The organism is Streptomyces griseoruber (genome assembly GCF_001514205.1).
In the GTDB taxonomy this organism is placed as follows: domain Bacteria; phylum Actinomycetota; class Actinomycetes; order Streptomycetales; family Streptomycetaceae; genus Streptomyces; species Streptomyces griseoruber.
Map to the genome: position 1 here is coordinate 139433 of NZ_KQ948767.1, position 24611 is coordinate 164043.

Sequence of the window (24611 nt, forward strand, 5' to 3'; positions counted from 1 at the left end):
GCGCCGCTCGGGATCGGGTGGGGGAGCGGCGCGGTCAGATCTCCGGGAAGGCACCCGTCCCGTAGCACTCCTCGGGCAGGGGGTCCGGTGCGCCGTCCGGGTCGAGCAGATGGGCCACGACGGCCGCGGCGGTGCGGTGCCAGAAGCGGTGGCGGCGCAGCAGAGCGTGGTCGCCGTCGGCGACGAGGGCCATCCCGGCCCGTGTCGCCGTGCCCTGCGCCCGGTGCACGCAGTCGGCCGTCGCGGCGGGGGAGGTGACACGGTCCCGCGCCCCGTGCAGGGCGACCAGCCGCCGGCCCGCCACCTGCTCGACCGGCTCGCCCGCAGGCCACCACGGCGCGAGGGCGAGCACACCGCGGACCTGGGGGTGACCCGCGGCGCGCAGGGCGGCCCGGCCGCCCATGGAGTGGCCCAGCAGCACCGTGGGGACGGGGCCCGCGAGGCGGGCGAGGTCGTGCAGCGCCCGCCGGGCGTCCCGCGCGGGGTCGGCGCGCATGCCGTTCCAGCCGCGGAGGCGATAACGGACCTGCCCCACCAGGACGTCCTGGTGGGGCAGCGCGGCGGCAACCGCCCGCAGGATCGGGTCCATGCGCAGCGCGGCGAGCTGCCAGGGCCTTGCGGGCCGCTCGCTGTCCGCCTGCCCGCCGTGCAGCACCAGCACGGCCGCCCGCGGCCGCGGCGGCCACCCGCGCAGCACCAGCGCGGACCCCGGCGAGGCGGCACGCTCCTTCTCAAGCCTCTTCCCAAGGCCCTCCTCAAGGCCCTTCCCAAGCTCCTTCCCGGGCTCCTCCTCAAGGCCCTTCGCCTGGCGTTCCCCGGGCTCCGGGGGCGGGCCGGTCATGGTTTCCTCCGGCCGCCGGTCCGGGCCCGCTTCGGAGGGCGGGGGAAGAAGCCGCTGGTGCGGGCCGTGTACTCGGCGAAGCCGGGCCGGTCGGCCATGTGCTGTTCCAGCAGCCGCTTTCCGCTGCCCCGGATCAGCAGCAGACTCATCACCACCGGGGACACGACGGACACGGCGGCTGCCGCCGGGGAGTCACAGGCGAGCAGGAACAGGCCCCACCACACACAGAAGTCCCCGAAGTAGTTGGGGTGCCGGGTCCACGACCACAGGCCCCGGTCCATGATCCGGCCCCGGTTGTCGGGGTCGGCCTTGAACCGGGCGAGCTGGGCGTCCCCGACCGCCTCGAAGCCGAGGCCCACCGCCCACAGCGCGGTACCGGCCCAGGCGACGAGGGACGGCGTGCCCGGCACGTACTGCGCCGCCTGGACGGGCAGCGAAACCAGCCACACCAGCGCGCCCTGGAGCAGGTACACCATCCGCAGGGCGTACGCGTTCCGGTTGCCGGGGGCCTTGGCCAGCATCGCCTCGTAGCGCGGGTCCTCGCCGTGGCCCCGGCCGCGGCGGGCGATGTGCGCGGCGAGCCGCATCCCCCACACCGCGGTCAGCAGCGTGACCAGGACCCGCCGACCGAGGTCTGCGTACCCGGCGCCGGCCGCGAACGTCACGGCGGCGACGGCGGTGAAGCCGATCCCCCAGGCCACGTCCACGATCCGGTGCACCCCCGCGCGCACCGCGACGGCGAAGGTGACCAGCATGACGGCCAGGGCCGCGGCGGCGGCCCAGGCGAGATTGAGCGCGAACGCGCCCCACGGGAAACCGCTCACGGCATCTCCAGCCCCTCGTCCCACGGGTGCGTGGTCGTCGGCATACCGCTGCGGACGTCATGCTCGCGCAGGGACCTGGTGTGCCGGACCTCCCGCCCGGCCGCCTTCAGCGGACCCACCGGCTCGCCGAGCGGCCGCAGGTGGCTGTCCGGGGCGGCGGCGGGCGCCGGGTACGCCGCCCGCTCCCGGGCACCCGGCTTCAGGGCGAGATTGCGGCAGACCAGCTCCGGCTTGGCCCGCTGCGCGTCCGCGGACGTGAATCCGGGGCCCTCGCCCGCCCGGTGGACGCACGAGCGGGCCATGGTGTCGTCGAGGAGCGGAGGGCCCGCGACCCCGAGCCGTACGGCGGTGGCGAGCGCTCTCGCCCGGTCGGCGGGCGTGCGCCGGGGCGGGCGCGGGCCGCGCGCGCGGGCGGCCGCCCACACCGCCCTGCGTCCCTCCCCGAGGTCGCCCTCGACGTCGAGGGCGCCGGTGGCGCCGGTGGCGCACGCCCGCGCCGGACCGAGTTCGCCGGGCTGCCTCGGCGGCCGGCGCAGCGCGCGCCGGGAACGTGGCACGACCGCCGGGGCACCGGCCGGTCCCGTCGCGCCGCCGTCCCGGGAGACGGGCTGGAGGATGGTCATCGGACTGCGCCCTCCTTGGTGAACAGATACTGCTGGACGTCGAGGTAGCCGGCCCGGAACCCGGCCTCGGAGTAGGCGAGATAGAAGGTCCACAGGCGGCGGAACGTCTCGTCGAAGCCGAGTGCCTCGACGTCCTCGGCGCGCGTGGTGAAACGCTCCCGCCACAGGCGCAGCGTCTCGGCGTAGTGGGCGCCGAACGCGTCGCGGCGCGCCGGGCGCAGCCGCGTGTGGTCGCGGACGGTCTCCTCGATCGCCCGGGTGGAGGGGATCAGGCCGCCCGGAAAGACGTACTTGTGGATCCAGGTGAACGTGTCCCGGCTGGCGAGCATCCGCTCGTGCGGCATGGTGATCGCCTGGAGCGCCACCCGGCCGCCGGGGGCCAGCCGCGCGTCCAGGGTGCGGAAGTACACCGGCCAGAACTCCGCGCCGACCGCCTCGATCATCTCCACGCTGACGACGGCGTCGTACTCCCCGCCCGCTTCGCGGTAGTCGCACAGCTCGATCGAGACCCGGTCCTCGAGGCCCGCGGCGCGCACCCGCTCCCGGGCCAGGGCCCGCTGCTCGCGCGAGAGGGTGAGCGAGGTGACGCACGCGCCGCGGGCGGCGGCCCGCAGGGCCAGCTCGCCCCAGCCGGTGCCGATCTCCAGCAGCCGGGTGCCCTCGCCCACGCCGGCCAGGTCGAGCAGCCGGTCGATCTTGCGCCGCTGGGCGGCCACGAGCAGGTCCCGGCTCGCCGGGAAGCCGCGGAAGACGGCCGAGGAGTAGGTGAGGGTGTCGTCGAGGAAGAGGGCGAACAGGTCGTTCGACAGGTCGTAGTGGCGGCTGATGTTGGAGCGGGAGCCGTCGGGGGTGTTGCGCTCGGCGTGCGGGTGCCGCGGCGCCCACAGGCGGCGCAGCCGTTGCAGCGGCGCCGCAACCAGGTCCGCGGCGTGCCCCGCGAGGACGGTCAGCACGGCGACCAGGTCGGGGGCGTCCCACTCGCCGGCCATGTAGGACTCGCCGAAGCCGACCAGGCCGCCGGTGCCGACGCGGGCGTGGAAGGCACGCGGGTCGTGGATCTCCAGCAGCGGGCCGCCCCCGCCGAAGGTGCCGCTGCCGGCGAACCGGGCCCGCAGGGGCAGCCCGCGCAGCGCTCTGCGCACCAGAACCCCGGCCGCGGCGGCACGGGCCCGGGAGGAGGGCGGCACGACGGCTACGTCCGGCCAGCGGGCCGGATCGACGCCGGCTCGCGCCTGACGGGCGGTAAGGGGCTCTGCTGTCCTCATGTCACCTTCTCCGGGGTGCGGTGGTCGTCGGGGCGGGGCTGGACGGGCAGCCCCCGCAGGTACAGGCGTATGCCGTGGGCCCGGATCGCGGCCGACACGACGAGAGGGGACCAGGGATGGCGCAGCGCCAGCCGCAGCAGGGCCGCGCCGCCCGCCTCCCGGCGGGTGCCCCGCACCGTCGCGGTCAGGGCCCGGCCGCCCGCGCGGTCCAGGTGCACGGCGAGGTCGAGGCGCTGCCCGGGTACGGGCAGCCGCATGCGGTAGCGGCCGTCGACCGGGAAGAACGGCGAGACGTAGAACTCCTTGCCGGTGCGCGCGGTCCCGTCGGCGTCCGGGCGCAGCAGGTAGCAGTGCCGTCCTCCGTAGGTGTTGTGCACCTCGGCGACGACACAGCGCAGGTCGCCGTCGGGGCCGTGGCACCAGTACAGGGTCAGCGGGTTGAAGACGTACCCGAGCACCCGGGCGTGCGTGAGCATCAGCACGCGCCCGCCGTCCAGCCGTACGCCGTGCGCGGCCAGGAAGGCGTCCAGGCCGGCCCGGATCGAGGGCTGGTCGCCGGTGAAGTGGTCGCGCGGATCGAACCGGGCGAGCGGGCGCAGCGGGCGCGGCAGCCGGGGCGGGCGGTCGGGGTCGATGAGCCACAGGTAGGTGCGGTGCCGCAGGGCGTACCGGCGGGGGGCGGTCCGCACATGCGTGATCGTGCACGGGTAGAGGGCGGCGCACGGGTGGGGGCCGGGTACGGCGTTCACCAGCGGGCTCCCAGCGCGGCCGCGGCCGCGACGCCGGAGCGGCAGCCGTCCTCGTGGAACCCCCAGCCGTGGTACGCCCCCGCGAACGCGCAGACGGCGCTGTCGAGTTCGGGCAGGCGCTGCTGCGCGGCCACCGACTCGGGCGTGTAGACCGGGTGTTCGTACACCATGCGGGCCAGGACCCGGCCCGGGTCGACCCGGTCCTCCCCGCCCAGGGTGACCACGAAGTCCTCGGCGGAGTCCAGGCGTTGCAGCCGGTTCATGTCGTAGCTGACCCGCACCCGGTCGGCGCCGGCCGCGCAGGACGGCATCAGGTAGTTCCACGAGGAACGGGCCCCGCGGGCGCGCGGGAGCAGCCGGGTGTCGGTGTGCAGGAGGGTGCTGTTGCGTGAGTAGCGGAACGCGCCCAGCACCTTCCGTTCCCGCTCGGTGGGGTCGGCGAGCAGCCGCAGCGCCTGGTCCGCGTGGACCGCGATCACCACCGCGTCGTACGACTCGGTGGAACCGTCCTCGGCCGTCACGTCGGCGCCGTCGGCACGGCGGCGCACGGCCCGCACCGGGGTGGCGGTGCGGATCTCGCCGATGTGCTTGGCCACCCGGTCGACGTACTCGCGTGAACCGCCGGTGACCGTGCGCCACACGGGTGAGCCGCCCACCGAGAGCATGCCGTGGTGCTCCAGGAAGCGGAACAGGTAGGCGGCCGGGTAGCGCTGGGCGGTGGCGGCGTCGCAGGACCATACGGCGGACACCACCGGTGTCATGAAGTGGGCGCGGAAGTAGGCCGAGAAGCCCTCCCGGTCCAGGAACGCCCCCAGCGTGAGCCCGTCCTCGCCCCTCTGGGCGAGCAGCCGCCGGGCCGCCCGGTGAAAGGCGGGCACCTCGGCCAGCAGCCGCAGATACGGGACGCGCAGCAGATTGCGGGGCAGGGCGAACAGCCCCGCCGGGCCGCGGGCTCCGGCGTACTCCAGGCCGCATCCCTCGCACCGCACCGACATGCTCATCTCCGACTCCTGCGTGGCCACGCCGAGTTCGTCGAACAGCCGTAGCAGGTACGGATAGGTGCGGCGGTTGTGCACGATGAACCCGGAGTCCACGCGGTGCACCCGCCCGTCGTACGACGACGTCAGCTCATGCGTGTGCGCATGCCCGCCGAGCCGGTCGTCGGCCTCGTACAGGGTGACGTGACAGCCGCGGCCCAGGATGTACGCGGCGGTCAGTCCCGCCACGCCGGATCCCACCACGGCTGTCCGCCGTCCGTACCGCGCCGTCCGCTCCGGAACGTCCCGTGACGTGCGCTCCATCGCCTCTCCTCCCGCTCTGGGCGATCAGGGTTGTGCGCGTAATCCGGAGCGGAACGGGCGACGGATTGGCCGCTTCTTCGCCGGGTGCCGGGCGGGCCCGTGGGCGGCGGTGGAGGGCACCGCGGAGCGGAGCCGGGCGCCGCGGCTGCGGCGGCTCGGGCGATCACTCCTGCGGGACTCAGGAGGAGGGCGAGAGGGCGGTTCCTCTCCAGCGGTCGGCCTCGCCCTGAGAGCGCGCCGCAAGGAGCATGCAGATCCGTGGGGCAGCCCGCGCTTCAGCCGATCACGATTCTCAGCTCCGGAGGAGGCGTTCCACGACGAGGTTGCACTCCTCGACCAGGCGGCCGGTTGTCTGGTCCACAAGGGCGAACGGCTGGAGTTGCAGGGTGATGCCGGCCAGCCAGCCGGCCAGGTCTTCGGCGATCACCGCGCCTGCGGGGTCGCTGTCGAAGGCGGGTATCAGGGCCAGGAGCATCCGCGCCCAGGCGGCGCCGAAGTCGTGGAACTGGTAGCGCATGGAGATCACTTGAGCCTGGGAGGCCGCGGCGAACAAGTAGTGGGCCTCGCGGCCCAGGAGACCGGCTTCCCGGGCGCTGTAGGGGTCCGGATCGTCGAGGAGGTCGACGGTGAGTTCGGCGAGCATCGCCGCCGCAGCGGGTGCGATCTGCACCGGACAGCGCAGCGAGGGGATCACGGTCGTAGCGCCCTCCGCCGGGTCGAACGCCAGCTCGCGCAGCGTCGAGGGCACCCGGTCGTCACCGAGTCTGCGGGCCACGGCGGTCAGGGCGGCGGAGAAGGACGACGGCAACGGCACACCGTTGTCTCCGGTGCTGTGGGCGGTGACGGACTGCCAGTACTCGGTGGCCTCGGCCGCGGCCGAGGGAACGAGCCCCCGGCCTTCCTCGACAAGTTCTGTGCCCTCGTCCGTACGACCCGCCTCGCGGAGGTTGAGTCCGTGGCGGGTGAGGGCGGAAGCCAGGTGGGCGAGGTCCTCGGGGGCGTTCGACCGGGCGATCGCCCGCGCGCTGTGCACCTCTGTCCCGCCGACGGCGAGGGCGATCTCGGGCCGGCCCTGTTCGGTGTGCACACGCGCCGCGATTCCGGCGGACCCCCGTAGGTAGCGTCCGTGCATGAAGGACTGCGAGAGCGGGGCGTTGTTGAGCGCTTCGGCCTTGGCGAGGTAGTAGCGGACGGCCCAGTCCGCCGAACAGACGGCCAGGTCGTGGTCGCCGTGGTTGTACAGGACATTCGCGTTCAGGCTCAGCACTCTGGCGAGGTCCAGACACAGAGGGTGGTCGGAGTTGTCCGCGCCGAGGTCCAGGTAGGTCATGACCGCCCGGTCGGACTCCACGACAGCGGACACGCCCCGGCCCAGCTTGCTGAGGACCTGTGCCTTGCGTACACGGACGTCGGCGATGAGCGGTTGCATGTCGGGCTCACCGAGTTCCGCGAGATCCTCGTAGATTCCGGCGCACTCCGTGAGCGCCGCGAGCGCCTCGTTCGGTTGCTCCGCACTCACCAGCGTCGAGCCCAGTCCGTAGAGCACGCTGCCGAGCATCCGTTTGGCCTCCCGGTCGCCCGGGTCGCGCTCGACCAGCACGTACATCAGCCGCCGGGCCTGCTGCTGAAGCGGCGCGGCGTCGGCGGACAGGCCGCCGACCATCAGCGCCTGCGCCTCGGAGAACAGCTCGCCCACCTGCCGCCGGAGGTCGGCGGTGCCGGCGTCAGGGGACGGACCGGGCCGCGCACTCCCGTCAGGTGGACTGCTCTTCCCCGTACGGTCACCGGATGAACCGGACTTCGCCGAACGACGCCACTTCATGCGCCCGCCCCCAGTCGGATGATCAACACTCATGAACGGGAGCGTCGGCCGCTCGTTCGCCTGCGGAGAGACATGGCTGCCGGCGCGGTCCGACCACCCCACCCCTTCCTCCCCTGCCAACACACTGGGAAACAAGGAAGGTTCACCCTCGGAACCCGATCCCCCTTCCGGCACGGGCATGCCCCGCCCGCTGGAAACGTCCTCGTCGCCGAAGCCGGGCGTACGAGCTCGACGAGGGCTGGTGAGGGGCGGGCCTGCGAAGACGCCCCGAATCCGGCGATGTCGGCTGGCGGGCCGGTCATGGCGCCGGACCCCGTCAGTTATGCCCGTTCCCCGACTTGAAGCCCTGTACCTGCATTATGGTGATGAGATGTCAGGTTCGCCCCGCGAGCTGCCCGCAGACCCCGCGTCGTCCCCCGTCGACTCGCTGACCCTGGTCCTGGCCGGCTGGTTCAGCACCTCCTCGTGGGCAGAGTCGGAGGCATTCCTCGCCACACATCCGGAACTCCTCACCGACGCCGGGGAAAAGGCGCTGGCCGAGCAGCTGCACGCGCAGACCGACCGGAACACGCGGGTCCTGATGGAAGAGCACGCGATGCTGCTCCGGCGGGTCAGGCAGCGGGGGGTCGAGGAGACCTTCCAGTGGTGGGCCGCGCTCCGACAGCGGCTGACCGAGACGGTCGCGCGGGCCGACGCGGCTCAGAAACGCCATACCCGTGGCGCTGGCGAGGCAGCGGCGGCCGCGCTGGACGAGACCGTCGAAGTGCGCGCCCGGATACGGGAACTGGTGGCGGGGATACCGACCCGTCGGCAGTCGGCCCTGGTCACGGAGGCCGAGGCGCTGGTCGAGCGGTACCGGGTGGCGGGGCGGGACGTGGATCTCGACGCGGCGCTGGACCGCGCCGGCGCCGCGCTTCGACCGCCGATGACCTGCCCGCCGGGCTGGGCCGAGCTGGTGGTGAGCCTGACCGCCGCGTTACGGCAGCGGCACGAACGCGACCGGGGCGCCGCGGACCTGGACGCCGCGGTGGACCTGGCGCTCAAGGCACTGCGAGCCGCCGGACCCGACGCGACGGCGGTACCGGTACTGCTCGGGGCGCTCGGCGAGGCGCTGCGCGCCCGGCACTCGTTCGGCGGCCGACCCCACGACCTCGAACTCGCGATCCGCAGTACCGAGCAGGGGATCGGCACGCTGGAGCAGATGCTGGCCCGGCTGCCGTCCCTCCTGGACAACCTCGGTGGTGCGTTCGCCGAGCGCTATCAGATCCAGGGCGACGACGCGGATCTCGACCGCTCGGTCAGGGCCTTCACCGACGCGGTGCGCCACCTGCCCACCGACTCCCCGGCTCGGCCCGGCTCCCTGGCCAACCTGTCCGGCGTGCTGTTGCTCCGCCACGACCGGCGGTCGGACCCCGCCGACCTGGAACGGGCGACCGACCTGCTGACCGAGGCCGCCGCCCTGGTGACACCCGGATCCCGTCTGGAGGCGGCGGTCCACGGGACGCTGGCCAACGCCTGGCGACGCCGGTACGAACGCGGCGGTGACCCGGCCGATCTCGACCACGCGATCGACAGCGGCGAGCACGCGGTGCGGGTCGCCGTACCAGGCAGTGCGGACCGGCCGTCGCATCTGGTGGCGCTCGGGCATGCCCTCCAGATGCGGGCTGAGCGGGGGAGCGCCGCCGACGACGACATCGACCGTGCGATCACGATCTACCGGAAAGCCGTCGCCGAGACCTCCGCCGACTTCGCCCGCTTGCGCGACCGGGTCAACAGCCTCGGCATCGGGCTGCTCACCCGGTATCAACTGCGCGGCACCGAGAAGGACCTGGACGAGGCCCTGGAACTGCTGGAACAGGGCGCCGGAGAGGACACGCCGGACACGCCGGCGTCGGTGAGCGTTCTCGGGTTCCTGTTCAACCTGGGGAACGGGCTGTGGATCCGCTACCGCCGCACCGGTGACCTGGCCGCCCTGGACCGTGCGCTGCGGCTCTTCACCCAGGTGGCCGAGGCCACCCCCACGGACTCCGTCGACCGGGCGGCGTGCCTCAACAGCCTCGCGGTCGGCTTCGCCGAGCGCTATGAGCGCACCGGTGACGAGGCCGCTCTGCGGGACTGCGCCGACCGGTTGCGGGAAGCACTCAAAACGACCCCGGCGGACTCCCCGGCCGGCGTGAGCTACGCCGGCAACCTGGGCAATGCCCTGCGCCTGCGGTACGGCCACACCGGCGAGCAGGGACTGCTGGACGAGGCGATCCGGCTCCTGGAGAACACGCTCCACCTGCCCTCCGACTCGGCGGCTCAGCGTGCCACCCTGCTGAACAACCTCGGCGGCGCCCTGGTTCAGCGTGCCACCGTGCCGGACAGGCGACCGGGCGTGCGACCGGACAAGGGGGCGGGCGGGGGATCGGACGGCGAACCGGCCGGGCAGGGCGTACGGCACGATGCCTCGGCGGATCTCCGCGCGGCGGAGGACCACTTCCGTACGGCGCTGTCCCTGGTGTCGGAGTCCTCCCCGGACCGGGCCCTCCACCTGGCCAACCTGGGCCGGTCACTGCGCGGCCGACATCGCCGTACCGGCGAGGAGGCCTGTGTCGAGGAAGGCGTGGCACTGCTGGCGGAGGCCTGCCGTCTGGCGCTGCGCACCGGACCCGATACCGCGCTCGGCGCGGCGCGGGTGTGGGGCCGGTGGGCCGAGGCACGGGAGGCACCGGACGAGGCGGCCAGGGCGTTCGGACTCGGGGTGACGGCGGCCCATCAGCTCTTCCAGGCCCAGGTGCTGCGGTCCCACCGGTGGAGCTGGCTGCGCACGGCCGCCGACATCCATGTCCGGGCCGCCTGGAACCACGTGGCGCGGTCGACGCCCGAGGACCGGGCGGCGGCCGTGGTGGTCCTGGAACGCGGCAGGGCCCTGCTGCTCTCCGAGGCGCTCGAAGCGCGCAGCACCATGGTCGACCGGCTGGCGGAGGCGGGTCACCAGGACCTGGCCGACCGGTACCGCGCGGCGGTGGCGCGGCTGGGCGAGTTCACGCGGGGCGCGCTGGAGGACTGACGGAGGCATGGTCGCCGTACCGGAACGGCGCATCGCGAAGAGGGAGAGGAGCGGGGGATGTCCGACGACGACCTGATCGGGCTCGGTGCCGCGCGGCGGGAGCTCGACGAGGCCATCGGGGCGATCCGTGGGGTGCCGGGATTCGGGTCCTTCCTCGCCCCGCCGGGCATGGACGAGGTGGCGGTGGCGGCGCGGTACCAGCCCTTGGTCTATCTCGCCGCGGCCGAGGCGGGCGGGCTGGCGATGGTGGTACGGGGCGAGGACGTCGAGCACGTCCCGTTGCCGGGACTCACCGGCGAGGCGCTGCGGGGGCGGGTCGCGCGCCATCTGGAGCTGCACGGCGCGGACAAGGAGGACACGCCCACCGCCACGGACTCCTGGAGGACCGGTCTCGACGACGTCACACGATGGCTGTGGACCGCGGTCATGGAACCGGTCCTCGGACGGCTGCGCGCGGACGGTGCCGCGACGCTCGTGGCCGGTGGACTGCTCGGGCTGCTGCCCCTGCACGCCGCGTGGACGCAGGACACGTCACGGCCGACCGGGCGGCGCTACGCGCTCGACGAGTCGACCCTCACCTACGTCCCCAACGCCCGAGCGCTGACGGCGGCCCGGGAACTCGCCGAGGGGCCGGTCGAGCGGTTGTTCACCGTCGCCGATCCGGCCCGGGAGGCGGGAAGCCGGCGGTTGGACAACGCCGGGATCGAGGCCCTGGTGGCGGCCGCGGCCTTTCCGGGGTCCACGGAGTCCGCCGGGGGGACCGCCGCCGACGTGCCGACCGTGTCCGCGGCTCTCGGGCGGGCCGACGTCGCGCATCTGGCGTGCCATGGCGAGGCGGACCTGATGACCCCGCTGGAGAGCCGGCTGCTGCTGTCGGGCACGGACGCGTTGCGGCTGCGGGATCTGCTGGCCCTGCGGTTGCGGCTGCGGCTGGCCGTGCTGTCCGCGTGCGAGACGTCGGTGCCGGGCGACGAGCTCCCCGACGAGGTCGTATCGCTGCCCACGGGGTTGTTGCAGGCGGGGGCCGCCGGGGTCATCGGGGCCCTGTGGGAGGTCCCGGACCAGGCCACCGCGATGCTGATGACGGAGTTCTACCGGCGCTGGCGCCATCAGGAGCGGCCGGTTCCGCCGCCGACGGCGCTGCGGGAGGCGCAGATCTGGCTGCGGGACACGACGAACGGCGAGAAGCTGAGCGCGTACCGGAAGGCCCTCGCCGAGGGGGCCGGGTGGCTGCCGGAGCAGGCGGCCGACGAGTTCACCCTGCTGCTGGAGCTGCGCGGCGCCCCCGACGAACGGCTCTTCGCCGGTCCGGACTCGTGGGCCGGGTTCGCCTACTCCGGCGTCTGACCGGCCCCACCCGTACGTATAACGGCCTCCCGTACGGGTATCTCTCGGGGACGGGCCAGGCGGCGCAGGGAACGGACACGGAACCCGGGAAGGTGCGGCATGGGCCAGCTCACGCTGTCCGCTCCGTTCGACAAGTACAGCTGGCGGGCCCGGATCCGGCCGGTGCTCCTCGCCTCGCTCCCCCTCGTGCTGCCGGTCGCCGCAGCCCTGCCCCACCTGCCCCGCGCCCAACTGCTCTGGTCGCTGGCGCTGCTCAGCGGAGTGCCCCTGCTCGCCGACCAGTTGGGGCGCAGCCGGGGGAAGCGGATCGAGAGCAGGCTGTTCCAGTCCTGGGGCGGGAAGCCCAGCGTCCAGTTGCTGCGCTGGCGCGGGCCCACCGACCGGCCGCGCCTCGCCTACCTGCACGCCCGCATACAGCAGATCACGGGCACGGCGCTGCGGTTGCCCACGGAGAGCGAGGAGCGCGCGAAACCGGAGGAGGCCGACCAGATCTACGACGCCGCCGGACTGGTCCTGCGCGCTCGGGCCCGGGGGCTGCCCGGGGCCGAACTGGTGCTGGAGCAGAACTGCGAGTACGGCTTCCGGCGCAACGCGCTGGGCCTGCGCCCGTACGCGCTGGTGATCGCGGTCGCGGGCCTGCTGGCCGTGGTGGCCTGGGGCTTCGTCCCGCCCGGGTGTCTCGGGCGCCCGGAGACCGCGCTGCTGGCGGTGCTGGTGGTGGTCGAGGCCGCGCTGACGGTGTTCTGGTCCGTGCTGGTGCGGGCCCGCTGGGCGGAGTCCGCGGCCTGGCTCTACGCCGAGCGGCTGCTGGAGACCTGCATGGTGCCGGACCAGGGCGCGGTGCCCGGGGGCACCGGTGGCTGAAGTCCGTTCAGAGCGGGGGCAGTCGGCCTCGGGTGACCGTTGTTCCCCGGACCAGAAGGGTGATGCCCTCGGTGCCGTCCAGGGGATACTTCGCGGACCGCAGGCCGCAGTGGCGCAGGGACGGGTCCCGGTAGCGTTCGGTGCTCGGGGAGCGGTGGTTGAACCAGAGCGTGGCACCGGGTCCCCGCGGCGGGTCGTGCAGCAGGATCCGGGCGACCGCCGCCAGGTCGGGGTGCGTGGACCGGCCGGACCGCAGCCGTTTCTGGTGACCGCGGCCGCCGTTCGTGGAGAACAGCCAGTGCCGGCAGTCGAGGGCGCCGAGCAGCGCCGGGCTGACGTTGTGGGCACTGCCGTGGTGCGGCACCTTGCACAGCGCGACCGGACAGCCGCCGCCGGGCCAGTGCCGGTCGAGTGACTGGACCAGGGTCTCCGCGTGGGCGTCGGCCCCGAACAGCACACGGCTGCCGTCGGGGTGCTCGGCGAGGAAGGCGATGCTGGAGCCGTTGGCCGGGTTGCGGTCCCGGCTGTAGGGGCGGTCGGCGATGATCTCGGCCAGCCGCTGCGGGGTCAGGGCGGTCCCGTCGCCGTCGGCCGTCGGCCCGAGGACGTCCCGGTCCTCGTCCGCCGTGGCGTCGCGCGGATCCGGCCAGTGCTCGAGCAGCTTGTCCAGCTTCGCCTGAGTGGGGGACAGCAGGGTGAGCCGTAGGCCGCGCGGCTCGAACACGGGAAGCGGGCCGTCGTCCGGCACGACGATGGCGTCTCCCCCCGCCTCGAGGTTCCACGGCAGACCGCTGTCCGTCAGCCGGTCCACCAGGAGGTTGGCGCTGCGGGCGCCGAGGGTGTCCCGTGCGCCCAGGTGACGGTGGCTGTTGAACCAGATGTCGCGTGTGCTGAAGTGCTCGGGGGGCGCGGAGAGCAGGGGCAGCAGCCCCGTGATGTGGTCGTCGTCGATGTGGGTGCACACCACCAGCTCGAATTCCCGTGCCGCCGGGTCGGCGGGCTGGCGGTCGAACCGCGCCTTCAGCTCCGGGGGCAGGGAGTTCCGGGCGCCGGGGCCGCCGTCGACGAGCATGCGGCGGCGGTGCGGGCCGTCGTCCCACTCCACCCACAGGCAGTCGCCGTGCTGGGCGGGCAGGGCCTCCACACTGATCACGGTTGCCTCGCCGGGGTCGCGGACGGCTGCCGCACCAGCAGCATGCCGCTGTCGCCATGAGCGGTGTAGAGCAGTCCGAGCAGGTTGTGGTGCTCGGTGAGCAGTTCGTGGCTCACCTGGTGCAGCGCGGTGCCGAGGGGCACGCCCGCGAGCAGCCGGTCGAAGAAACGCCGGGCCCATTCCGTCCCGAACTCCATCGGCACCTTGGCCTCCGTGCAGACGACCCCGCGTGCCCCCTTGGCGAGGAAGTAGGGCGGGAACCCCGCGCGCCGCACCGGCCAGGGCGGGGCCGACTCACAGGTGTTCAGCACCACCAGCGGCGCGCCGGACAGGGGCTCTTCGTACGGCGCCGTGTTCCGTACCCTCCTCAGCCACAGCCGCCGGTCACCGGTGAGGACCATACGGGTGTCCTCCGACGGCTGGTCCTCGCCCTCCTCCAGGTGGCAGTAGAAGTACCAGAGCGCGTCCGGCTCTCTCGGCCCGACCAGGGCACGGGTCACCTCCTCGCTCTCGTACAGCGTCTCCGCCCGGTTCGCGAGGCGCCCGCGCCAGTAGTCGAGCTGCCCGGACACCAGGGTCCGGGGACGGTCCGTGCCGGGGCGGTCGATGTCGGAGTTGACGGCGAGGAGCGCTCGGAGCGTGTCGAGCGAGCCGCACGCCTCGGGTGGCCGGTGACGCTGGCCGGAGCTGAGGGGGACCAGGGTGACGCGGCTGCCGAGACCGAGCAGGCGGGTCGGGCTCAGCTCGTCCTCCCGGTAGCGGTCGGCGATGTACATCAGGTGCCACGGGAGACAGAGTTCGTCGGAGACGATCTCGATGCGCGGGGGCGGCGTGGCCCCCTTCTCCGCCTCGTCGACCGCGTGCAGCAGCATGTCGCCCAGCTTGCGCAGGTCCTCGCTGCCGCCCGGAGCGCGGAACAGGGCGCGGAAGAAGTCGACACCGTGCTGGGCCAGCGTCCGAAGTCCCTGCTGGTACACGTCCTTCGGGATGGTCAGCGAGGTCGCGTACACGCGACCCCCTGGGCCGCCCAGCAGCTGCCCGAGCCCCCTGCGGACCTCGCGGACCTTGGACGACAGCTCGGTGACGCCGTGCGGCAGGGGGGCGAAGGCGGCCCCGGTGCGGTCCTGGACGCACAGCTGATGACCGCCGCCCGCCGACATCAGGGTGATGCTGATGTCCGGGCCCTCGCCGTCACCCGTGGTCAGCGGGGGCAGCAGAGCGCTCTGTTCGACCGGCCCGGCCGGACGCAGGGTGAGTCGCAGCACCTGGGAGACCCGGGCGGCGCCCCGCGTGAAGCGGGCCATCAGAACCACTGGTCGGTCCGTCCTGCGCGGGGTCACTTCGAAGACCGCCGAGGCTGCCTCGGGGACGGAGGCGGGCACGTTCCGGTGGACGGTGAGCCGGGTACGGACCGGCCGGATCGTGACGGCGTCCGGATCGCCGTGCAGGGTGACGTCGAGCATCGCGCTGTCCTCGCCGGCGGCCGGGGCGAGGTCGAGCTGTGCCGTCGCGAAGGCGAAAGGGTGGTCGTGGCGGTCCACCGTGAAGGCGAGGGTGTGGACACGTCCGGCCTCGAAGGGCTCGCCGGGCGGGTGCCCTTCGAACACGGCGCTGATCCACTGCTCGTACGGCGCGGCGGCCAGCTGGCGGCACAGCTCGCTCAACTCCGCCGTGTCGTCGGGCTCCCCCTCGGGGGTGCGTCGGGGGTCCCTGGCCGCCGGCCCCGCGAGCAGCGCGCCCACGCGCGGATGAGGGAGGAACAGCCGCAGCAGCTTGCCCACGCCCCGCCTCCGCTCGGCGTCGGTCGTGGCCGAGGCCAGCAGGCCGATCTGCTCCAGCGCCCGGGGGCGCAGCGTCGACCAGCCGGGACCGACCAGTTCCGGCAACCGGGGCCACTGGGCCACCAGTTCGGCCACGGCGTCCCGGGCGGTCACCCGGCCTCCCCTTCCTCCGGGGCGCCTTCCGCCGTGCCGTGGTACGCGAACCCCGCCCAGGCGGCGGGATGCCGGAACGGCCGGTGCCCGGGCGCCGTGTCCTGCCACAGCAACTGCTGTGCCTCGACGGCGAGTCCGACGGGCAGCAGCGCCCCCGGCACCTCGTCCAGGGCCTCCGCGACCAGCTGTTCGATGTCCGCCCTGGTCACCGCCGAGAGCCACAACTGGGCCTCGCGCAGCGCCACCGCCGGGTCGGCGCCCTGGCCGAGCAGACGGTAGAACCGGCACATCACCAGACTGCTCGACAGGTCCGAGAGGTCCCAGGTGCTGCACACCACCGCCTTCGCCCCGGTCAGCAGGAACGCGGTCCCGAAGCCCAGCAGTTCGTCGGCCAGCGACTCCGTGGCGACACCGGTGGAGCAGCAGGACAGCACGACGAGGCCGAGGCCGGGCGCGACGAGGTCCAGGACATCGGTGATCGTCAGCCGGTGCGGGGCGCCGAGGTCGATCCAGGAGCTCAGCGGGTCGTCGGGGTTCCAGTGGGCGTGGCAGGCGAAGTGGGCGGTCGTGGCGTCCCGGAGCGCCGTCAGCAGCCAGGCGGTGCGGTCCCCGCCGTCGGGTTCCGGGTACCGGGCGCCGAGCCGCGCGGGCAGCGCCTCCGGTTCGTGCAGCGCGCAGTCCAGCCCGCCCTCGGGGTCGGTGACGGCGACCACGCCGGGGCGGGCGGGGCCCGGCGCGCCGCCGGTGGCGGCCCACCGGCCCGGGATGTACCGGACCACCGCGAGGTCGAGCCAGCACGCGGACGCCGCTGCGTCCTCCGCCGGTGGGCGCAGCGCGTGCAGCGGCAGCCCGCCCAGCAGTCCCGACGCGACCACCTCGATGTCGCCGAGTCCCGCCTCCCGCAGCAGCTCCCGCGCGGGCACGAGCACGGCCGGGCCCAGGACCGCGCTCACCGCGTCCAGGGCCTCCGCCAGTTCCTCGTGGGTGTCGGCCGCGCGGACCGCGGTGACCAGGGGGCGCAGGTCGGCGGCGGTCAGCGGGGTGAGCGCCCCGTACGGCGCGTACCCCGGCCGGACCAGAACGACCCAGCTCGCGTGTGGTCCCGTGCCCACGTAGAGCGTGGGCCGCCCGGCGGGCGCGGAGCCGTCCCGGCCGGCCCGCGCGGCCGGTGTGTCCCGCAGCAGACGGGCACGGGAACGCTCGATCGCGGTCACGGCGGCCGCGGTGTCCTTGTTGAGGATGTGCGCGACGACCAAGGAGCCCACCAGGTCGGCGCCCTCGCCCAGTTCGGCGAGGCGGGTCGCGTGGGTGTGCGCGTCCTGGTAGAGCCGTTCGACGGCGTCGAGGGCCGTCTCCAGGACGGCGGCGGCCGGACCGGACTCCCCGCCGCGCAGCAGCATCCGCCCGAGGTTCGCGGCGACGACCGACCGCACCCCCGGTGAGCGCTCCGGCGCGGCGGCCGACAGCAGCTCGTGGAGCAGTTCCCGGGCCTGCGCCAGGAACTCCGGGCGGTCGTCGGCGCAGGACGCCAGACAGGAGGCGTGGTTCGCCCCCACCCGCAGAAGCTCCTCGTGGCCGGGAGGCAGGTGCCGGACCGCCTCCTCGTACGCCTGCCCGGTGAGCCTTACGGCCAAGTCGCGGTCGGAGTCCTCCGATCCGGTCGCCTCGGCCCCGGTCATGGGCCGGTCGCGGACTTGGGAGAGCACACCGCCGAGGTTGGACAGGGTACGGATCCGGCCGGGATCGCCCTCCCGCAGCGTGGACTCCAGCCGTACGGCGGCCCGCCGCGCGGCCTCGGCCACTTCGGTGGCGGGCATCTCGGCGGGGGCCAGCAGATGCAGCCGGTAGGCGGAGTTGACGAGATTGGCCACCGGCTGGGCCAGCTCCAGCGCGCTCAGCAGCTCCGGGGCGCGCGGATCGTCCACGACCTCGGTGTAGAGCCGGTGGGCCTCGCGGACGGCCGCCACGACGTTGCCCGCGCGGCGGTTGCGCAGCGCCGCCGCGGTGCTCAGCATGAGCAGCAGCTCGCCGCGCCGGTCGCGGGGGGCGAGCCGGCGGTGGACGTGGAGCGCGTCCCGGTACAGGGTGATCGCCCGTTCCTGGTTGTCGGTGCGGCCCTGCCGGTTGTGGTTGACCAGGGCGTTCGCCCAGTTGTGCAGGGCTGTCGGCAGAGCCCGGCCGCCGCTGGTGGCGAGGGCCCTCGCGGCCTGCTCGAACAGGGCCAGGGCCTGCCGTTCGTTGTCCGCCGGGTCGCCCTGCTGGCGTTCCAGGAGCAGGGCGGCGTAGTCCTGCCGGGCGGTCTGGGTCACGGCGTGATCGTCGCCGAACACCTCGGGTGCGAGGACGATCGCCTCACCGGCGGCCTCGAAGGCGGCGGCCAGCGCGGCCGGGGTACGCCCGTGGGCGGTGCTGACGCGGGCGGCGTAGCTGATCAGGGCGGCCACCAACAAGGGAGCACAGTCGGGGCGTTGCCGCAGAGCATCGATCAACTCCCGGATGGCCACGGGTCGTTCGGGGGCGAATTCGTCCCAGCCCTCCGTTGCCCGGTCCAGGAGCTCCGACGTTCGCGGATCCAGCCCGTCCTGGCCGGTGGGCGGGATCGTCCCGAGGCGTAATCGCCGTAGCACACCGGCCCGTTGCCGGACCCGCTCCAGGGCCTCGGGGTCGACCTGGAGGGCGGCGGTGCGTGCGGCGAGTTCGTCCACGACCACCGACCACACCGGGTCCAGGAGTACGCCCGTCCGCGTGGCCTCGGCGACGGCCTCGGCCTCCGAGGGATGCTGGACGAAGGCGGCGAACTCCGCGTGCAGTGGCGGCGCGGAGACCGTCTCGGAGAGCTGGGCGAGCCAGGCCCGCTCCCGGTCCGTCCAGGGCTCCTCCGGGGCCAGGTCCAGCCCCGACAGCGCGCACAGCGCGAACCCCGTGTACCGGCCGGCCAGAGCCGCCGCATCGGCCAGCGCCGTCACGACCGGGGCCGAGACCCGGCCCTCCGGGGTACGGGGCACCGCCGGATGCCCCAGGACGGCCCGCAGCACCTTGCCGTCCTGTTCCGGGTCGGTGTGGAAGGGCAGGCACAGGAGCATGGCCGCCGGGTCGCCCGGTCGCAGGACGACCACGGGGGCGTCGAGCGGAATCCCCTCGCCGCAGGCCTGGCAGAGCACGGTGGGAGCGCAGCGCGCCAGCAGCTCCACGGCCTCGCGGTCACGCCAGTCGATCAGCCTCGGTACCCGATGGTCGGCCCGGTGCTCGCACTTGCCGCAGTGGAGCGGGTGGTCGGCCAGCACCTGGGGGAACAGGCCCGCGAGGGGGCGGCCCGGCGTCGGTGAGCCTCTTCCGGCCTCCGTGCTGTCGGTCACTTCGCTGTGCTCCTTTCCGTACCCACCTGAATCATCTTAGAAGCGCTGTTTACCGGCAGGCAGGCTGGAACGAGGTTTCTTCCCGGGTGCTTTGACGACGGCGAGCCTTCCGAAGCCACGGCCTCGCCCGCGAAGTCGCCACTCTGCGCCGGACTTGCCCGCCCGCTCCGCCGACTCAGCGTGCGTTCACCGGAAGTTCGGCCCGCACGGCAAGCCCACCGTGTGCCCGGCCGGGGGGTGCCCGAACGCCGTACGGCCTCCCGCCGCCTCAGCCCGAGGCGGCCTGCGCCGGGGCCGGGGTCGGCGCGGGGGCGGTCGGGGGAGGGCCGAACAGCTCGGTGAGGGCGTCGAGTTGGAGGCTGATCGCGTCCAGGGCGGCGTGGGCGGTGGTCACCTCGGGCGATCGGGGCCCGCCGGCCGGGGCTTCGGGGCCCGCCGGGGATTCCTGGTTGGGCAGTCCCTCGGGTGCTGTGCCGCCCCCGGCCGGGTGCAGGGTCGTACCGTCGTCGGACGTGTCCGGTGCCGGGGCCGGGCGGCGTCCGATCGCGCGGCGGACCGCCACCCCGTGCGCCGCGACCTCCCGGCGTCGACGCGACAGCCCGGGGTCGGCGGCGACCGCGTCCGGCGCCGCGGCAACAGCCGTGGCGTAGGCGCCCAGCGGCTCGGCGCACCGTCCCAGCGCGGCAGGTGCCGCCAGGATCGCCAAACCGCCCTTCCGCCACCGCGCGGCCAGTGCCGGCGGCACCGGGAACGACTCCGCGACGCGCAACGGGGCCGCGGCCAGCGTCAGTTGCTCCAGCCGGAACAGGAAGCGGGCCCGGGTAACCCGTACCGCCCGGGTGTCGTGCGGGTCGGCTGAGAGCACCTCGCCGAGGCCGGCCAGCGCCGCCGCGGTGCGGGACCGTACCGTCCCCGAGGTGGGGATGGGCAGGACGAGCCAGGAGGCGGCGATGCCCAGCACCGCGCCGACCGCGATTCCCGCCAGCCGGGTGTGCAGCAGGCTTCCGGCGTCCTGGCCGAACCAGTCGTAGAGCAGGGAGAGCACCGCGGTGACACAGCCCGCCCAGTACGCGTAGCTCAGCTCGCGCAGCCAGGTGGCGACGGCGAGGACGCTGAAGATGATGACGACGACGGTGTCCGAGTGGGGGCCGAAGGAACCGGCCACCGCCCCCGCGACCACCGTGCCCGCCGCCGCGCCCAGGGTCCGCCAGACCCCCTTGACCAGCACGTCCCCCCGGCTGCGCGCCCCGCTGCCGACCAGGAACGCGGTGAGCACGACCCACGTCCAGTGGTCCGGCCACAGCGCCCTCCCGAGCGCGAACGCGGCGCCCAGCGCGGCCACCGACTGCAGGGCCATACGGGTACTGGCCCGCAGGCCGGGGCGGTCCGGCGCGGGCATCGCGGCCACCGAGGCGGACGGCGGGCGGGGGACCAGACCGGTGCGGTGGCCGACCCAGGTGACCACCGTCCCCCAGGCGACCGCGAACAGCGCGGTGAGCGCCGCCCAGCCGGTGGGCGCGTGTCCCTGCGCGGGGGCGACGCCGCCGGGCACGACCAGGACGGCGACCAGGGGCAGCACCACCAGCGTGCCGGCCCGGGTCGCCCGCATCCCGAACCGGCGTATCCAGACGGAGGCCGCGACGCCCAGGGTGAACAGGACGTCGCCGGCGTCGGGGTGGTGGTGGATCAGCGTGGTCAGTTCCATGCCGCCGGCCGCCGCGCAGGGCAGCACCAGGCAGGCGACCAGCCGGTCGGTCCGGTCGTGGACGCGCTGGACGCGGGCGAAAGCCGAGGAGATCACCACGGCCTGGACGACGCTGTCGACGTACAGACCGGCCCGGTTCTCGATCCACAGCGACCAGCCGTAGGTGCCGAGCACGGTGGTCATGCCGAGCGCGGTGGCGCGCAGCAGACGGGCGCCGGGGTCGAAGTGGAGAGCGAGGCGGAGAGCCCGGCGGAGACCTTGGCGCAGCCGCACCCATAAACTAAGCATCACGTAACATCATCGCCGATCCGTGCCGCTGCCATGTCCTTCAAGAGTGGACAAAACGGCGGGATTGCGTGGCGCGCGGAGAGGCTCACCCGCCCGTATTTAGTAAGTGATACCTTAATCACATGACGTTGCAGAAGCCAGAGCGCATCCCCGAGGCCGGAGAGGGGGCCGAGGAAACCTCTCGTGCGGGGGACGCGGGTGGCGTGGGCGGCGCCCCTGGAGCGGCGGGTGCCCGGGAGTCCGCCGAGATCCGGCAGGGGGTCGTGCGGCTCGCGCGCCGGCTCAGCGCCGAGCGGCCGGCTGAGGGGCTGAGCCTCAACAAGAGCAGCGTCCTCGCGCATCTGCGGCGCAACGGGCCGATGTCCGCCGGGGCCCTGGCGGCGGCCGATCACCAGCAGCCGCAGTCCCTCACCCGGGTCTTCGCCGAACTCGAACGGGACGGGCTGATCAGCCGCACCCGGGACGAACACGACGGCCGGCAGCGGGTGCTGGAGCTGACGGAGGCCGGCCGGGACGCCCTCGCCGAGGACATGGCGCGGCGCGACGCCTGGCTCGACGTGGCCCTCGCCGACCTCACCGAGACCGAACGCCAGGTGCTGCTGCTCGCCGCCCGCCTCTTGCGGCGGCTCGCCGACTCCCCGGCCGAACTGCCCGCCCCCGCACCCCGACCCGCACCCCGATCCTCACCCTGACCCCCGCCCCCGCCCTCACCTTCACGCTGACGAAGGGACGCCCGTGTCCTGGTCCGATCACGCCATCTGGTGGCACGTCTATCCCCTGGGCTTCCTCGGCGCCGAGCACGCCGCCCTGTCCGCCCGCTCCGCCCCGGTCCACCGGCTCCCGGCACTCACCGGCTGGCTGGACCACCTGGTGTCCCTCGGCTGCAACGGGCTCGCACTGGGCCCGGTGTTCGCCGCCGAGACCCACGGTTACGACACCGTGGACCACTTCCGGATCGACCCCCGCCTCGGCACCGAGGACGATCTGGCCGAGCTGGTCGAACGGGCCGGCGAGCGCGGCGTGCGGGTCCTGCTGGACGGCGTGTTCCACCACGTCGGCCGGTCCTTCGGCCCGTTCGCCGATGTCGCGGCGCACGGCGCCCGGTCCCCGTACGCCGACTGGTTCGTCCCGGAGAGCGACGACTACAGGGTGTTCGAGGGCCACCGCCACCTGGTCGCCCTCAACCACGCCGCCCCCGCCGTCGCCGACCACGTCGCCTCCGTCATGGAGCACTGGCTGGACCGGGGGATCGCCGGCTGGCGCCTCGACGCCGCGTACGCCGTGCCGCGCCCCTTCTGGCGCGCCGTCACCGACCGGGTCCGGCGCCGCCATCCCGGCGCCTGGTTCAGCGGCGAGGTCATCCACGGCGACTACACCGCGTACGTCACCGAGGGCGGCCTCGACACCGTCACCCAGTACGAGCTGTGGAAGGCGGTCTGGAGCTCCCTCAACGACACCAACCCGCACGAACTGGCCTGGGCCCTCAAACGCCACAACGCCTTCCTCGACGTCTTCGCTCCCCAGACCTTCGTCGGCAACCACGACGTCACCCGCATCGCCAGCCGGCTGCGCGAACCACGCCATCTCGCGCACGCGCTCACGCTGCTGTTCACCCTGGGCGGCGTCCCGTCGGTGTACGCCGGGGACGAACGGGCGATGCGCGCCGTCAAGGAGGACCGGGTGGGCGGCGACGACGCGATCCGGCCCGCCTTCCCCGCGGATCCGGCCGGGCTGGGGGAGGAGGGGCTCGACGTCCAGCGGCTGCACCAGGCACTGATCGGGCTGCGCCGCCGCCACCCCTGGCTGGTGCGCGCCCACACCCGGGTCCATACCCTCGGCAACGCGGCGCTCTCCTACACCGCCGTCGACCCGGCGGGGGGCTCCGCCGTCGCCGTCGCCCTCAACTTCGGCACCGCGCCGGTCACCGCGGGGGTCCCGGCCGCCCCCTGGGCGCACGCGGCCGGCGACACCGTCATCGAGCCTGGCAGCGGTAAGGCCGTGCTGCCCCCGCTCGGCTGGTCGGTCGCCGTCTCGGCGGTGGCGCCGGACTGACCCGACGGCGTCGACGAGGTGGCCACTCGATGCCCGTCCCCGACGCCGGCCCTGACGCCGACCCCGACGCCCGCGAATTTCCGGTGACGAAGTAGTGCGGGAAAGGGGTCGCGTTTGCGTCGCGGCCGATCCGCCGAATTGATTCGTCGGCCGATATGTCGGTCGATGCTTCGGCCCATTCCCCGGCCCATTCCCGGCCGGTTCCTCGGCTGCTTCTTCGGGCGACTCGTCCGTTCAGCCCATCTTTGGCTCAGGTTTTGTCCGGTCCGATGGTCCGTTCGTCAGCCATCCGTCGACCAGTCCGTCGATCCGTGCGTCGATCCGTGTGTCGATCCGTCCGAAAAACGAAGGCCGTTCGTACGGAATTTTCCGTGCCCGGGGGCGGCCGGTGCGCCCCGCCCCTCAACCCGGTTCCGCATTCACCGCCCGCGCCCAGGCCCGCCGCCACTGGACGACATGCTGGCCGTGCTGTCCGCAGACCCGGACGAAGGCGACCAGCAGTTCCTCCGAGGGCATCCGCAAACCGGCCAGCACGTCCGCGACCGTGCTCCGCGGCAGCGGGCCGGCACCCAGTTCGCGCGCCCGTTTCTGCATTTCCCGCAGCGACGGCTGACCCGCCGCCAGCCGCACCCGGTGCATCGCCTCCAGCAGGTGGGCCGGGTGGTAGACGAGTTCCAGCCGACGCCCCGCCCGGGGGGCCGCCGGGGACTGCGGACCGCCGGCCGCGGACTCGGCGCCCACCGCCGCTCGTTCCCAGCGCAGCCGCGCCTCCTGCCGGGTCGCGCCGCAGACCTGCGCATACGTCTCCACCACCTGCTGGCGCGGCAGGGCCGCCCCGCTGTCGGCCCGGCACAGGGTGACCGCCGAACAGGCGGGCCCGGCGACCCGTGGCAGCTCCGTCAGCTCCGACATCTGCCGGTACGTCAGCCCCGCACGCTGCCTGAGTGCGCGCAGCCACTGCGCCAGTTCCTCGTACCGCGCGGACGACGGCACGGGTTCTCGCCTGCGAACCACCACTGCTCCTCTGGATAGCAAGACCCTTGGACGTGCGGCTGGATGTGCGGCGTTTCGACGATCCACCTGGCCGCCGGTTGCACCGGGGCCGTGCAGGCGTCCGACGAGTGCGGACACGCATGCTCACGGCGCGAACGGATCGCGCATGGACCGGTCATGGAGGGATCGGTTGTGGACCGCTCGGATTGTTTACGGATCGTTTAAGAACCGAAATTTGTTCTCCCGGACAACCTTATGGACGGGCCCGTTGAGTGGTCAAGAAGACTTTACTGAGCTTTACCGGCAAACCCTCTTGCGGCTGTGCCCGGCGACCCCTTGTTTCAATCCGTCCGGGAAGTGGAGAAACCGGTTCCTCCGATCGACCAGTTTCTTTTTCCGGTAGTTGACGCGGACGCCCCGGAAGGTGTCCGGAGCCCGGCAC

The 24611-nt window shown here is 73.8% G+C and carries 17 protein-coding genes; 5 read left to right on the forward strand and 12 right to left on the reverse strand.

Annotation, left to right across the window (positions count from 1 at the left end; all coding sequences use genetic code 11):
* Positions 1–34 precede the first annotated feature (34 nt).
* The 7 genes from AQJ64_RS15835 to AQJ64_RS15865 all read right to left on the reverse strand — a co-directional run bounded on the left by AQJ64_RS15835 (position 35) and on the right by AQJ64_RS15865 (position 7299).
* A complete protein-coding gene (locus tag AQJ64_RS15835) occupies positions 35–841 on the reverse strand; it encodes an alpha/beta hydrolase (protein ID WP_079061693.1) in 807 nt (268 codons plus the stop codon).
* Positions 838–1665, reverse strand: a complete 828-nt coding sequence (locus AQJ64_RS15840) for a DUF1295 domain-containing protein (RefSeq protein WP_055636472.1) — start codon at positions 1663–1665, stop codon at positions 838–840. The genes AQJ64_RS15835 and AQJ64_RS15840 overlap by 4 nt, the downstream gene beginning before the upstream one ends.
* Positions 1662–2288 (reverse strand): hypothetical protein, encoded by a 627-nt coding sequence (locus AQJ64_RS49640; RefSeq protein WP_055636473.1) that lies wholly within the window; start codon positions 2286–2288, stop codon positions 1662–1664. The genes AQJ64_RS15840 and AQJ64_RS49640 overlap by 4 nt, the downstream gene beginning before the upstream one ends.
* On the reverse strand, positions 2285–3553 hold the full coding sequence (locus AQJ64_RS15850; RefSeq protein WP_055636474.1) for an SAM-dependent methyltransferase: 1269 nt from the start codon (positions 3551–3553) through the stop codon (positions 2285–2287). The genes AQJ64_RS49640 and AQJ64_RS15850 overlap by 4 nt, the downstream gene beginning before the upstream one ends.
* The gene (locus AQJ64_RS15855) at positions 3550–4302 is read right to left on the reverse strand and encodes a DUF1365 domain-containing protein (protein WP_055636475.1); all 753 of its coding nucleotides are present in this window, start codon (positions 4300–4302) and stop codon (positions 3550–3552) included. Before AQJ64_RS15855 ends, AQJ64_RS15850 begins: the two co-directional genes overlap by 4 nt.
* Positions 4299–5603, reverse strand: coding sequence for an NAD(P)/FAD-dependent oxidoreductase (locus AQJ64_RS15860; protein WP_055636476.1), 1305 nt, complete (start codon positions 5601–5603; stop codon positions 4299–4301). The genes AQJ64_RS15855 and AQJ64_RS15860 overlap by 4 nt, the downstream gene beginning before the upstream one ends.
* A gap of 292 nt (positions 5604–5895) precedes the next feature.
* Positions 5896–7299, reverse strand: coding sequence for a hypothetical protein (locus tag AQJ64_RS15865; RefSeq protein WP_055636477.1), 1404 nt, complete (start codon positions 7297–7299; stop codon positions 5896–5898).
* Between the two features lie 496 nt (positions 7300–7795).
* Here AQJ64_RS15865 and AQJ64_RS15870 point away from each other — a divergent pair, with 496 nt between their 5' ends.
* From AQJ64_RS15870 to AQJ64_RS15880, 3 genes are all read left to right on the forward strand, one after another.
* Positions 7796–10477, forward strand: coding sequence for a tetratricopeptide repeat protein (locus tag AQJ64_RS15870; RefSeq protein ID WP_055636478.1), 2682 nt, complete (start codon positions 7796–7798; stop codon positions 10475–10477).
* 57 nt (positions 10478–10534) lie between these two features.
* Positions 10535–11824, forward strand: coding sequence for a CHAT domain-containing protein (locus AQJ64_RS15875; protein WP_055636479.1), 1290 nt, complete (start codon positions 10535–10537; stop codon positions 11822–11824).
* A 99-nt stretch (positions 11825–11923) separates the two neighbouring features.
* Complete coding sequence (locus tag AQJ64_RS15880; RefSeq protein ID WP_055636480.1) at positions 11924–12688, forward strand: hypothetical protein; 765 nt, start codon at positions 11924–11926, stop codon at positions 12686–12688.
* A gap of 7 nt (positions 12689–12695) precedes the next feature.
* Here AQJ64_RS15880 and AQJ64_RS15885 read toward each other — a convergent pair whose 3' ends face one another.
* From AQJ64_RS15885 to AQJ64_RS15900, 4 genes are all read right to left on the reverse strand, one after another.
* Complete coding sequence (locus AQJ64_RS15885) at positions 12696–13841, reverse strand: ComEC/Rec2 family competence protein (RefSeq protein ID WP_055636481.1); 1146 nt, start codon at positions 13839–13841, stop codon at positions 12696–12698.
* Positions 13838–15775: a CHAT domain-containing protein gene (locus AQJ64_RS15890; protein WP_055636482.1), complete on the reverse strand. Its 1938-nt coding sequence runs from the start codon at positions 15773–15775 to the stop codon at positions 13838–13840. Before AQJ64_RS15890 ends, AQJ64_RS15885 begins: the two co-directional genes overlap by 4 nt.
* Positions 15772–19131, reverse strand: coding sequence for a CHAT domain-containing protein (locus AQJ64_RS15895; protein ID WP_059202726.1), 3360 nt, complete (start codon positions 19129–19131; stop codon positions 15772–15774). Before AQJ64_RS15895 ends, AQJ64_RS15890 begins: the two co-directional genes overlap by 4 nt.
* A gap of 268 nt (positions 19132–19399) precedes the next feature.
* The gene (locus AQJ64_RS15900) at positions 19400–21124 is read right to left on the reverse strand and encodes an FUSC family protein (RefSeq protein ID WP_159060290.1); all 1725 of its coding nucleotides are present in this window, start codon (positions 21122–21124) and stop codon (positions 19400–19402) included.
* Between the two features lie 122 nt (positions 21125–21246).
* Between AQJ64_RS15900 and AQJ64_RS15905 the strand changes: the two genes are divergently transcribed.
* Both AQJ64_RS15905 and AQJ64_RS15910 read left to right on the forward strand, forming a co-directional pair.
* Positions 21247–21816, forward strand: a complete 570-nt coding sequence (locus AQJ64_RS15905) for a MarR family winged helix-turn-helix transcriptional regulator (RefSeq protein WP_079061695.1) — start codon at positions 21247–21249, stop codon at positions 21814–21816.
* Positions 21817–21859: 43 nt separating this feature from the next.
* Positions 21860–23176 (forward strand): alpha-amylase family glycosyl hydrolase, encoded by a 1317-nt coding sequence (locus tag AQJ64_RS15910; protein WP_055638818.1) that lies wholly within the window; start codon positions 21860–21862, stop codon positions 23174–23176.
* A 402-nt stretch (positions 23177–23578) separates the two neighbouring features.
* Here the strand turns inward: AQJ64_RS15910 and AQJ64_RS15915 are convergent, their stop codons facing one another.
* A complete protein-coding gene (locus AQJ64_RS15915) occupies positions 23579–24190 on the reverse strand; it encodes a helix-turn-helix domain-containing protein (protein ID WP_240512983.1) in 612 nt (203 codons plus the stop codon).
* Positions 24191–24611 lie beyond the last annotated feature (421 nt).

Bases quoted from the DNA above. Each gene is read 5' to 3' on its own strand.
- AQJ64_RS15835 (WP_079061693.1), bottom strand. From the start codon at position 841: ATGACCGGCCCGCCCCCGGAGCCCGGGGAACGCCAGGCGAAGGGCCTT.
- AQJ64_RS49640 (WP_055636473.1), bottom strand. From the start codon at position 2,288: ATGACCATCCTCCAGCCCGTCTCCCGGGACGGCGGCGCGACGGGACCG.
- AQJ64_RS15850 (WP_055636474.1), bottom strand. From the start codon at position 3,553: ATGAGGACAGCAGAGCCCCTTACCGCCCGTCAGGCGCGAGCCGGCGTC.
- AQJ64_RS15860 (WP_055636476.1), bottom strand. From the start codon at position 5,603: ATGGAGCGCACGTCACGGGACGTTCCGGAGCGGACGGCGCGGTACGGA.
- AQJ64_RS15870 (WP_055636478.1), top strand. From the start codon at position 7,796: ATGTCAGGTTCGCCCCGCGAGCTGCCCGCAGACCCCGCGTCGTCCCCC.
- AQJ64_RS15875 (WP_055636479.1), top strand. From the start codon at position 10,535: ATGTCCGACGACGACCTGATCGGGCTCGGTGCCGCGCGGCGGGAGCTC.
- AQJ64_RS15880 (WP_055636480.1), top strand. From the start codon at position 11,924: ATGGGCCAGCTCACGCTGTCCGCTCCGTTCGACAAGTACAGCTGGCGG.
- AQJ64_RS15900 (WP_159060290.1), bottom strand. From the start codon at position 21,124: ATGCTTAGTTTATGGGTGCGGCTGCGCCAAGGTCTCCGCCGGGCTCTC.
- AQJ64_RS15905 (WP_079061695.1), top strand. From the start codon at position 21,247: ATGACGTTGCAGAAGCCAGAGCGCATCCCCGAGGCCGGAGAGGGGGCC.